10 protein-coding genes are annotated in these 9,784 nt (G+C 63.0%); 7 read left to right on the top strand and 3 right to left on the bottom strand.

The genetic code is table 11. The features are described from left to right. Positions 1-1,377 carry an isochorismate synthase gene (locus K678_RS08480; protein ID WP_155804502.1) on the bottom strand — a complete coding sequence of 459 codons (1,377 nt, stop codon included), beginning with the start codon at positions 1,375-1,377 and terminating at the stop codon, positions 1-3. 291 nt (positions 1,378-1,668) lie between these two features. Between K678_RS08480 and efp the strand changes: the two genes are divergently transcribed. From efp to K678_RS08455, 5 genes are all read left to right on the top strand, one after another. Continuing rightward, on the top strand, positions 1,669-2,235 hold the full coding sequence (gene efp / locus K678_RS08475) for an elongation factor P (RefSeq protein ID WP_021132048.1): 567 nt from the start codon (positions 1,669-1,671) through the stop codon (positions 2,233-2,235). Positions 2,236-2,402: 167 nt separating this feature from the next. Continuing rightward, on the top strand, positions 2,403-3,200 hold the full coding sequence (locus tag K678_RS08470; RefSeq protein WP_039852543.1) for an inositol monophosphatase family protein: 798 nt from the start codon (positions 2,403-2,405) through the stop codon (positions 3,198-3,200). A gap of 223 nt (positions 3,201-3,423) precedes the next feature. Next, a complete protein-coding gene (locus tag K678_RS19745) occupies positions 3,424-4,476 on the top strand; it encodes an OmpA family protein (protein ID WP_021132046.1) in 1,053 nt (350 codons plus the stop codon). Between the two features lie 132 nt (positions 4,477-4,608). Then, positions 4,609-5,727 carry a hypothetical protein gene (locus tag K678_RS08460; protein ID WP_021132045.1) on the top strand — a complete coding sequence of 373 codons (1,119 nt, stop codon included), beginning with the start codon at positions 4,609-4,611 and terminating at the stop codon, positions 5,725-5,727. A gap of 6 nt (positions 5,728-5,733) precedes the next feature. Next, on the top strand, positions 5,734-6,777 hold the full coding sequence (locus K678_RS08455; protein ID WP_021132044.1) for a peptidoglycan -binding protein: 1,044 nt from the start codon (positions 5,734-5,736) through the stop codon (positions 6,775-6,777). 18 nt (positions 6,778-6,795) lie between these two features. Here K678_RS08455 and K678_RS08450 read toward each other — a convergent pair whose 3' ends face one another. Beyond that, a complete protein-coding gene (locus K678_RS08450; protein ID WP_021132043.1) occupies positions 6,796-7,653 on the bottom strand; it encodes an EamA family transporter in 858 nt (285 codons plus the stop codon). Positions 7,654-7,940: 287 nt separating this feature from the next. Further along, positions 7,941-9,029, bottom strand: a complete 1,089-nt coding sequence (locus K678_RS08445) for a helix-turn-helix domain-containing protein (RefSeq protein WP_021132042.1) — start codon at positions 9,027-9,029, stop codon at positions 7,941-7,943. Between the two features lie 162 nt (positions 9,030-9,191). On the opposite strand from K678_RS08445, the gene K678_RS18175 reads away from it, so the two are divergent. Together K678_RS18175 and K678_RS08440 are read left to right on the top strand one after the other, a co-directional pair. Further along, complete coding sequence (locus K678_RS18175; RefSeq protein ID WP_021132041.1) at positions 9,192-9,503, top strand: helix-turn-helix domain-containing protein; 312 nt, start codon at positions 9,192-9,194, stop codon at positions 9,501-9,503. Further along, positions 9,500-9,784, top strand: a 285-nt coding sequence (locus K678_RS08440; RefSeq protein ID WP_021132040.1) for a hypothetical protein, incomplete at its 3' end; no start/stop codon positions are given. The genes K678_RS18175 and K678_RS08440, both read left to right, overlap by 4 nt.

Genomic DNA, 9,784 nt, shown 5'->3' with positions numbered 1-9,784 from the left:
TCACGCGCTCCGCAGCGCATCAAGCATGGTCCGCAGCTTCAGTTCGGTTTCGGTGAACTCGGCTTCTGGATCAGAGGCGGCAACGATCCCGGCTCCGGCCGCGATTTCGGCCCGGTCACCATCCAGCAGGGCACAACGCAACACCACCGCCATTTCGCCGTCGCCTGCCCGGTCGATCCATCCGAACGCGCCGGTGTACCAGCCCGAGCGGCTTTCGCCCAGTTCGTCCAGCAAAGTGCGGGCGGACTCCAACGGCAAGCCCGCCACCGCCGGAGTCGGGTGCAGCGCCCGCGCCGCCTGTAGCAGACCGGCCCCCGGTTTCAACGTCCCCGAAATCGGCGTCCACAAATGCTCAAGCTGGCCCAGGATCATCCGTCTCGGTTCGGATGGGACGTCAAGATCGTCACAGAGATCGTTGAGAGCACTTGAAATCCAGCCCACGACCAGTTGATGTTCGTGACGATCCTTAGCCCCACTCAACAACCGCCCGCCGAGAAAGGGATCGGCGGGATCGGACGGCGCGGTCCCGGCCAGGGCATAGCTCTCAACTCGGCGGCCCGTACAGGCGACCAGACGTTCGGGACTGGCCGCCACCAGGGTCCGCTCTCCGAATCCAACCGTGAAAATCGCACAAGAGGGGTGGCGCGCCGCCAATTCGCGGACCAATCGTTCAGGACGGAACGGACGCGGCGCGGCAACGGTGATCCGGCGCGATAGCACCACTTTCTCGACCTGACCGGCGGCGATCGACCGGGTGGCCTTGCCGACACGACAACGAAACGAATCTGGCTGTGGGGTCTCGTCAAGCCGGACCAGATCGACCGGAGCAGCGGACGGCACCACAGCGTCAAGTGCGGTAAGCAGACGATCCGCTTCGCTGATCCACAAAGCGTGGAGTTCGGAGGCCGAGGCGACGCCATGATGGCTGAAGATCAGCTCACACCGATCCGGAAGACGACGCAACAGCAGGCGCGGCACCCGCACCATCGCGGGCGGCAGGCAAGAAGGATCGGGGCCGCCGAAACCATGGCCGAGGAAGGCAACCGGTTCGGTACCGCTCTGATCGAAATCACTCTCCAGATCGAGATGGGTCCAATCGAGGTCGCGTAAGACCTCGTCTACTCTCTCGGGGCTGGAACAAACGGCTTCATATGCCGTGCCTGATGCGATCAGCGCCATCCCGTCGCCGGGTCGCAGCCACGACCACAAATCAGGCAAGGGCGGCGGCAGTAGAACGTCGTCCAACTCGGGAACGGCCAGGGTCACGCTGAACAGGCCGGGCCCGGGCGCATCAATCCGCTGCAACCGACGCGAAAGATCGGCCAGCAGGATGTTTCGATCAGGGCGCGCGTCACCGCGCTGGGAAGGAACCGGCATCTTGGCCGCCCCCACTTGCAATCATATCGCGCATTCGGTCTCTTGGATGAAGCGTGCCATCGTGACGGGGTCCCTCAGTAGAAAGGGTCGCCGCCAGCGGCGAGAGTGAGAGGACGGGCGCGGTGGACCGCCCAGGATCACCGGACAAGAGATAGCAACGCCCCCCGGCTTGGTCAACTCCGCTTGGCAAAACGAAGGCGTCGGCACGCGAAACCGGCGCTCGCGGTTGCCTTCGCCGGGGCAAGCTGTTAGGGTCCGCGCCTGATTTTTCCTAAAGCTCCTGGATCGACCATGAAGATCAACGCCAATCTGATTCGCCCCGGCAATATCCTCGAACATAACGGACGCCAGTTCTCGGTACTGAAGATCCAGATCATTCAGCCCGGAAAGGGTGGCGCGTTCATCGCCGTTGAAATGCGCGACATCCGCACCGGAACCAAGACCAACGAACGCTGGCGCACCGCCGACACCGTCGAGAAGTGCAGCGTTGAGGAAAAGGACTGCACCTTCCTGTTCGGCGACGATCAGTCTCTGACCTTCATGGAGCAGGAAACCTTCGAGCAGTTCACCGTCCCCACCGATATCCTGGGCGAAAGCGCCGCTTTCTTGCAGGACGGCATGGCGGTCACCGTCGATTTCGTCGAAGGTTCGCCGGTGTCGGTGTCGCTGCCGGAAAAGGTGGTGATGCAAGTGGTCGAGGCCGATCCCGTGGTCAAGGGGCAGACCGCGTCGTCCTCCTACAAGCCGGCCAAGCTCGAAAACGGCCTGAAGATCCTGGTGCCGCCCTTCCTGGCCGCTGGCGAGAAGATCTGGGTCGCGACCGTCGATTGTTCCTATGTCGAGCGCTTCAAGGGCTAAAAGCCCGGCGATGATTCCGGCTGCGGAATCGGTATACTCCTTCGTCAGGCCCGAAGCCGGGTTCAGGGCCTGACGGGCCGTTCGAGGTTGGCTCGGGCGGCCCATGGTCTCGCGGGACGCCTTTCGTCCACCCCGGAAACTCTATTTTAGTAAGGAAAACCCTCGCCGTGATGGTCCGTTCCGCCCTGCTCAATGTCATGATGGGGGCCGCGCGCAAAGCGGCCCGGTCGCTGGTGCGCGATTATGGCGAGATCGAAAATCTCCAGGTGTCGCGCAAGGGGCCGTCCGATTTCGTCTCGTCCGCCGACCTCAAGGTCGAAAAGACGCTGCGGCAGGAACTGAAGAAGGCGCGGCCCGCCTATGGCTTTCTGATGGAAGAAGGCGGCGAGATCGCTGGCGACGATAAAAGCAATCGCTGGATCGTCGACCCGATTGACGGCACCACCAACTTCCTGCACGGAATTCCTAATTTCTGCATCTCGATCGCGCTGGAACGCGAGGGCGAGTTGATCGCCGGTGTCGTCTATCAGCCGCTTGGCGACGAGATGTTCCACGCCGAAAAGGGCGCGGGTGCCTTCCTCAACGAACGCCGCCTGCGGGTGTCCGCCCGACGCAAGCTTGAGGATTCGGTTCTGGCCACCGGCATCCCCTTCCACGGCCGCGATGGGCACGAACCGTTCCTGCGCGAATTGGGCGTGGTGATGAAGAATGTCGCGGGCGTGCGCCGTTTCGGTTCGGCCGCCCTTGACCTTGCCTATGTCGCCGCTGGTCGCTGCGACGGCTATTGGGAAGCCGGGATCAAGCCGTGGGACATTGCCGCGGGCGTTGTTCTGGTGCGTGAAGCGGGTGGCTATGTCACCGATTATGAGGGTGGCAACAAGCTGCTGGAGACTGGCGAGATCGTTGCCGGCAACGATCATCTTCACCAGCCGCTTCTGCGTCTGATCAAGTCCGCCAACGCCTGATCTTCGCGCTTTTCCTTTCCGGCAAAGCGACTGTTGTGGTCGGAGTCTGCTTCGGCTAGTCTCGCCCATGGATTTTTTCTGTGGTTAGCCGGGAGTGTGGCCAGATGAGCAGGGGTGGCAGGCTGTTGATGCTGGCGGTCGGGGCGTTTGCGATCTCGGTCGCGACCACCCCGGCGTCGGCCCAGATTGTCGTCGGCGACAGCCAGTCCAGCGTCGACGTCAATTGGGACGTGCTCGACCGTCTGGGACCGGAACCCAGCCTGCCCGGACTGATGAACCGCGAGGTTCACGCCACCTACGCCCATCCGGACCCGGTGGCGAAACCGTCGCCCCGTCCGGTTGCCAAGGCCCCGCCCCCGCCAAGCGTTCGCCTCAGATCACGGCACCAAAGCCCAAGCCGCTGGCGAAGGTCAAGGAGGCCCCGTCGGCAAAACCGGCGGCGCAGCAGGCCAAGGTTCGTCCGACCGCAGCAACGGCAACCGCCCAGGTCACGCGTCCCCCGGCCCGACCCGAACCGGCCAAGATCGTCGCCGAGGTTAAGCCCGAGCCGCCCAAGGTTGAACTGCCGAAGGCGGTCGAGGCCCCGAAGCCGGTTGAACCCGCCAAGGCTGTCGCAGAGGCAAAGCCCGAGCCGCCCAAGGTCGAACTGCCGAAGGTGGTCGAGGCCCCGAAGCCGGTTGAACCGGCCAAGGTCGTCGCCGAGGTTAAGCCCGAGCCACCCAAAGTCGAACTGCCGAAGGTGGTCGAGGCTCCCAAGCCAGTTGAACCCGCCAAGATCGTCGCCGAGGTTAAGCCCGAGCCGACCAAGATTGAGCCGCCGAAGGTGGTCGAGGCGGTCAAACCCGAACCGGTCAAAACCGTCGAAGCGCCAAAGGCGGAATTACCGCCCCCAACGACATTGCTCGCTGCGGTGCCCTCTGCGCCGCCGCCGCCAATGGCTGCGGCGGCGCCGTTGCGTAAAGGCGATAACAGCCTGACCATTCCCTTCGCGATCGACAGCGCCCGTTTATCCGAGGCAACCCGCGCCGAATTGGAACGGATGGCGCATCGGATGGAACGCGATGAATCGCTATCGCTGCAATTGCTGGCTTATGCCGCGGGCGACGAAGCGAATGCCAGCAAGGCCCGACGCCTGTCGCTGTCGCGTGCCCTTGAGGTTCGTAAATATCTGATGGAAATGGGGGTGCGATCGACCCGGATCGAAGTTCGCGCCCTGGGCAACAAGGTCGAGGACGGTGCACCCGACCGCGTCGATGCCGTTCTGGCGCGGCGATAAAGTCACTAAACAACGCTGGCGGGGCCGACTTGCCCTGGAACCGCCACATTCCGGCACGACGTTGCTTTGTTTCAAAGGTCCAAGCGAAATGGCGATGAAACAATGACCCGACCGAAACGATATCTTTTCCGTATGATCGCCTTTTTGATTGCGGTCATCGCCGTCGCGGTCTTTCTCAAAGACGGGCTGATCCTGGCCTTCGCCCACAATCCCGCCCTGAACGGGCTGCTGATCGGCGTCTTCCTGGCCGGAATCGTGCTGAACTTCCGTCAGGTGCTGCAACTCTCCCCCGAACTGGAATGGCTGGAAAGCTGGCGCCGGGGACAGCCGGTGCTGTCGGGGGACAAGCTGCGCTTGCTGGGTCCGATGGCGCGGATGCTGGGCGAACGGCGCGACCGGATGAATTTGTCGGCGATGGCGTTGCGTTCGGTGCTGGATTCGATTGCCGCCCGCCTCGACGAACAGCGCGACCTGTCACGCTATCTGGTCGGGTTGATGATCTTTCTCGGCCTGCTCGGCACCTTCTGGGGCCTGTCGCGCACCGTCGGCTCGATCGGCGAGGTGATCGGCTCGCTGTCGGTCAGCGGCACCGGCGATCCGTCCGAGGCGTTCGAGCGCCTGAAGGCCGGTCTGGCCCAGCCCCTGAACGGCATGGGCACCGCCTTTTCGACCTCGCTGTTCGGTCTGGCCGGATCGCTGGCGCTGGGCTTTCTTGACCTCAGCGCTGGTCAGGCGCAGAACGGCTTTTATAACGAGTTGGAGGAATGGCTGGCCGGCCAGACCCGGATTGGCGGCAGCGCCGGGATTGCGGGCGGCGACGAGACCCAGGCCTCGGTTCCGGCCTATATCCAGGCGCTGCTGGAACAGACCGCCGACAGCCTTGACCAATTGCAGCGGGTGATCAATCGCGGCGAGGATAATCGCGGCGGCGTCAACACCGCGATCAACCTTTTGTCGGACAAGCTTTCGACCCTGACCGACCATATGCGGGCGGAACAGTCGCTGTTGCTGAAACTCGGCGAAGGGCAGATCGAAACCCGTACCGTGCTGGCCAAACTGGCCGAAAACGCCGGAAGCGGGGGCATCGACGATCCCAGTCGCTCTCACATCCGCGCCATCGACGGCTCGCTGAAGCGGCTGGTGGAGGAAACCGTGACCAGCCGCCAGGACCTGATCGCCGAGTTCCGCGCCGAAATCCGTCTGCTCGCCCGCACCATCGCCGCGATCGCCGACGAACCGATCGAGCGCTGATCTGCGATGCCACTCTCCCGCCGCCCCCGCCGCACCATCGATATATGGCCCGGTTTCGTTGACGGTCTGTCGACGCTGGTGATGGTGATCGTCTTTGTCCTGATGATCTTCGTTCTGGCCCAATATTTCCTGGGTCAGGCGCTGTCGGGACGGCAAAAGGCGCTGGACCGGCTGGGGCTGGAATTGTCCGATCTGGCCGAAAAGCTCAACCTTCAGACCGCCGCCAACGCCAGCCTGAAGGCCGATGTCAGCCGTCTTAACGAGGAACTCGCCGCCAGCAAGGCGGAACGGCAGCGGATCGAGAATTGGGCCTCGGGCCTGTCCCAGGACGTCAGCAGCCTGATCGCGCAGAAGGATGAACTCGAAGGCAAGATCGCCGAGCGCGACTCCCAATTGGGGGCTGAGCGTAAATTGTCGGCCGAGGCCCAGGCGCAACTGGCCCTGCTCAATCGGCAGCTTGAAGCAACCAAGCAGGAACTGGCCCGGGTCATTGCCGCCCTTGAAGCCTCGGAAACCCGCGACAAGGAGCAGAAGGTCCAGATTTCCGACCTCGGCAAGCGGCTGAACGTCGCCCTGGCCAGCAAGGTCGAGGAATTGCAGCGCTTCCGCTCCGACTTCTTCGGCCGTTTGCGCAAAGTGCTGGGCGACCGCCCCGGCATCCGGATCGAGGGCGACCGCTTCGTGTTTCAGTCGGAATTGCTGTTCCAGACCGGATCGGCCGATCTTGGCCCCGAAGGGTTGGAACAGGTCCGCCGTCTTGCCACGACGCTGAAAGATATTTCGAAGGAAATTCCCAAGGGGGTCAATTGGGTACTGCGGATCGACGGCCACACTGACCGCCGCCCGATCACCTCGAACCGCTTCCCCTCCAACTGGGAATTGTCGACGGCGCGGGCGATTTCGGTGCTGCGCACCCTGGCCGCCAATGGCGTTCCCAGCGACCGGTTGGCGGCGGCGGGCTTTGGCGAGTTCCAGCCGCTTGACCCCGCCGATACCGAAGCCGCCTATACCCGCAACCGCCGGATCGAAATCCGCTTCGACCAGCGGTGACAGCGGCCTCTGTCCAGGCTATTTCGCCCGCTTCTGGCCCAGCGTCACCGCCGCCAGGACAACGACGGCCCCGGCGACCTGAACCGGCCCCAACGCCTGTCCCAGCGCCACCCAGCCCAGCACCGTCGCCGAGACTGGACTGAGCAGCCCCAGCGTTGCCAGCGCGCCGGGTTGAAGCCGCTCGATGCCCCGGAACCACAGGGCATAGGACAGCGCCGCGCCGACAATACCGAGATAGAGATAGCCCGCGATGTTGGCCGACGACAAAGGTGGCAGCGCCGGTTCGACCAGCAGGGCGACCGGCAGCAACAACAGACCTCCCGCAACCAATTGCCAGGCGGTAAACAGCATCAATGGAACCGGCGGAGCCCATTTACGGGTCAGCACGGTGCCGACCGCCATGCAGCCGGCGCCGACCAGGGCGGCGGCAATTCCGATCCCATCAAGCCGGGCCGAGGGAGTGAGAACCAGCATCGCGACCCCCAACAAACCGGCGACGCCCGCGATCAGCCCACGCGGACCCGGCTTCATCGCCAAGACCGGCCAGGCCAGCAGCATCACCAGAAGCGGCTGCACCGCCCCCAAAGTCGCCGCGACGCCGCCGGGCAGGCGGTAGGCGGCGACGAACAGCAGCGCCTGGAATATTCCGATATTAAGCGCACCCAACACCATCATCCGCCACAGCCAGCGGCCGGTCGGCAAACGGCGGAAGAACGCGAGCAGGATCAGACCGACCGGCAGCACCCGCAGCAAGGCGGCGGTCAACGGCCGGTCGGGCGGCAACAGTTCGGTGGTGACCCAATAGGTCGTCCCCCAGGCCAGCGGTGCCAACGCCGTCAGCGGCACGTCGAACCAAGCTGTCGGTGCTCTGCTCATACCGATCGATCCTGCTGTTCATGGCCTCCGCTCGGTAGACAGCCCGAGCCAGACAATGAACCGGGATTCGCGCGACAAGAGGCGGAGGACGATATCGGTGTAATCAAGTGAAGGGTTTTAGACAGTCGTAGGGTGAGATACTGCGAGACACCTTGCGACACCATGAGACGGGGAACCCCAGGAAAACCGCCGGGCGCACCGCCATTGAAGTGGCCTTTTAAGGCGCGGCGGCCCGAAACGGATTTTAGACAGCGCCGCCTGCGAAAACGGATGATCGGCGCACGCTTTTAGACAGCCTGCGTAGGCTGGTTTTCATAGGCCGCCGCAGTCAACACCGTAAGCTCCGAGCGACCGCACCGAACAAGCGCCTTGCGCCCATCGCGGAACTTCAGTTCCACCACCGCGCCGCTGCCCACCAGGGCGCCCGCGACGGCACCGACAGCGCCGAACACCAAGCCACCGGCCACAGCGCCAGCGGCATTCAGGCCGGCTTCTTGCACGGGTGCCACCCCCATAATGTCGCCAAGGGCAATCTTCTCAGATTTCATGAAGCCTACCGGCAAGACGAGATGGGTGGGCTTTCCTAAGCCGCCCAGAGCTTTTTTGAACACGGCAACGCCGTCTTTTTTAAAATCACCGGCAAGAACAGTAATCATAGATCCCCTCAGAAAGCTATTTTTTTCAAGATCGGTTTTTAGTGCATCCAACAGAGACACTGCGTCTTCAAGCAAAACGTCGTAATTAAAGAAGATGGTGCGGAGTGCTTGGCCAAAGGCGGGGGGAGGCTCCCATCCGACAACCTCGCCAGCCATTTTGAAAACGGTAGCCGAGTTGCGCAACCGCGCAAATATGCGCCCTTCCCGCTGCCTCTGACGCTCGGCCGCCGCCGCATCGTTGAACACCAACCGCAACAGCAGATCGGCAAAGCCTCGCTCGCTATCGGCGAGATCATCCCGCGCAGATAGAGCGAACAGTTCCTCGCGCAGGGCCGCAAGGTCGGGGCGTGTTTGCAAACGATCAGCGGAAATCGGCGCCTCCTCATTCTCCAGCGTCGCCATGATTTCCTTCAGCCGAGCCTCGACGCCAACCGTCGAGGCGTTTGGCGCTTCCCTGCCGGTTGCCAGCCAATCAAGCGAAACCCCACAGGCGTCGGAAAGCTGCACCAGATGGCTGACTTTTGGCTCCTGACCGGCCAGCAACCTGTCAAGGGTACGAAGTGGAACGCCACTTTTTGCGGAAACAGCCTTATTCCCCCCGGCATTTTTGACAGCAGCAGCGAGACGCCTGCCAATTTCGCGCTCCTTTTCTCCGTCCGCGAAATCAGACGCTGCCTCTTTCGCGCTTTTCGCGCTCTCACTATCGCATTGATTCACCATAATTTTCCGACACCTCGTCACAATCGGCATTCCTAGCGAGCGCGAAACGACAAAACTGACTTGCATGAATGCCGAAAGTGGCATTATCGTTAGAAACAGTTGTTAGGTTTACCAGTCATAAAAACCCGGCCTGCCAGGGCCGGGGTGGTCAACGGAGATAAGATGGCCTCCTCACCGAAATCAAAAGCCAAAAAATGGCACCCTGAAGACATCAAGGCCGAAATCCGCAAGCGCGGAGGAACCATCGGCCGTGTCGCCCGTGCCGCCGGGCTGGCTGATGTATCGGGCCGCGTGGCGTTCCTTCACCCTGTTCCCACTGCCAATCGGGCCATAGCGGAGTTCATCGGCGTTCCGGTGAACGAGCTGTGGCCTCAGTGGTTCGACGCCAAGGGCAATCGGAAGTCATCCATTTCCAGCAATGAAAATAGCCCCAAGGCTCGGCGCGGTCATCGTCAAAAGACGGTAGCAAAATGAGCAAGCGCAAGGGCAGCCAACCGGACCCCCGCCAGGGCGAATTTGGCTTCTTCATCGCCCAGCCCGCCAACGCCACCACCGCCCCGGCCCTCGCCGAGGATTTCGACCGCGCCATGCGCGACGCGGTGGCGACCACCCTGGACGACGCCGCCCGCCGCCCCACCGCCCCGCTTCGGCGCGAGGCGGTGGCCGAGGCCATGTCTAATCTGCTGGGCCGCCGCGTATCCAAGACCCAACTGGACCAGTGGGCGGCGCCCAGCCAGGACGACCGCCGCATTCCC

Origin of the sequence: Magnetospirillum fulvum MGU-K5, from assembly GCF_000442515.1 — a bacterium.
Lineage (GTDB): Bacteria > Pseudomonadota > Alphaproteobacteria > Rhodospirillales > Magnetospirillaceae > Phaeospirillum > Phaeospirillum fulvum_B.
This window is presented reverse-complemented; position numbering and strand designations above follow the sequence as displayed.

What these genes read in the sequence shown, in the direction of transcription:
- efp (WP_021132048.1), top strand. Translation starts at nt 1,669, where the DNA reads ATGAAGATCAACGCCAATCTGATTCGCCCCGGCAATATCCTCGAACAT.
- K678_RS08460 (WP_021132045.1), top strand. Translation starts at nt 4,609, where the DNA reads ATGATCGCCTTTTTGATTGCGGTCATCGCCGTCGCGGTCTTTCTCAAA.
- K678_RS08450 (WP_021132043.1), bottom strand. Translation starts at nt 7,653, where the DNA reads ATGAGCAGAGCACCGACAGCTTGGTTCGACGTGCCGCTGACGGCGTTG.
- K678_RS18175 (WP_021132041.1), top strand. Translation starts at nt 9,192, where the DNA reads ATGGCCTCCTCACCGAAATCAAAAGCCAAAAAATGGCACCCTGAAGAC.
- K678_RS08455 (WP_021132044.1), top strand. Translation starts at nt 5,734, where the DNA reads ATGCCACTCTCCCGCCGCCCCCGCCGCACCATCGATATATGGCCCGGT.
- K678_RS08480 (WP_155804502.1), bottom strand. Translation starts at nt 1,377, where the DNA reads ATGCCGGTTCCTTCCCAGCGCGGTGACGCGCGCCCTGATCGAAACATC.
- K678_RS08445 (WP_021132042.1), bottom strand. Translation starts at nt 9,029, where the DNA reads ATGGTGAATCAATGCGATAGTGAGAGCGCGAAAAGCGCGAAAGAGGCA.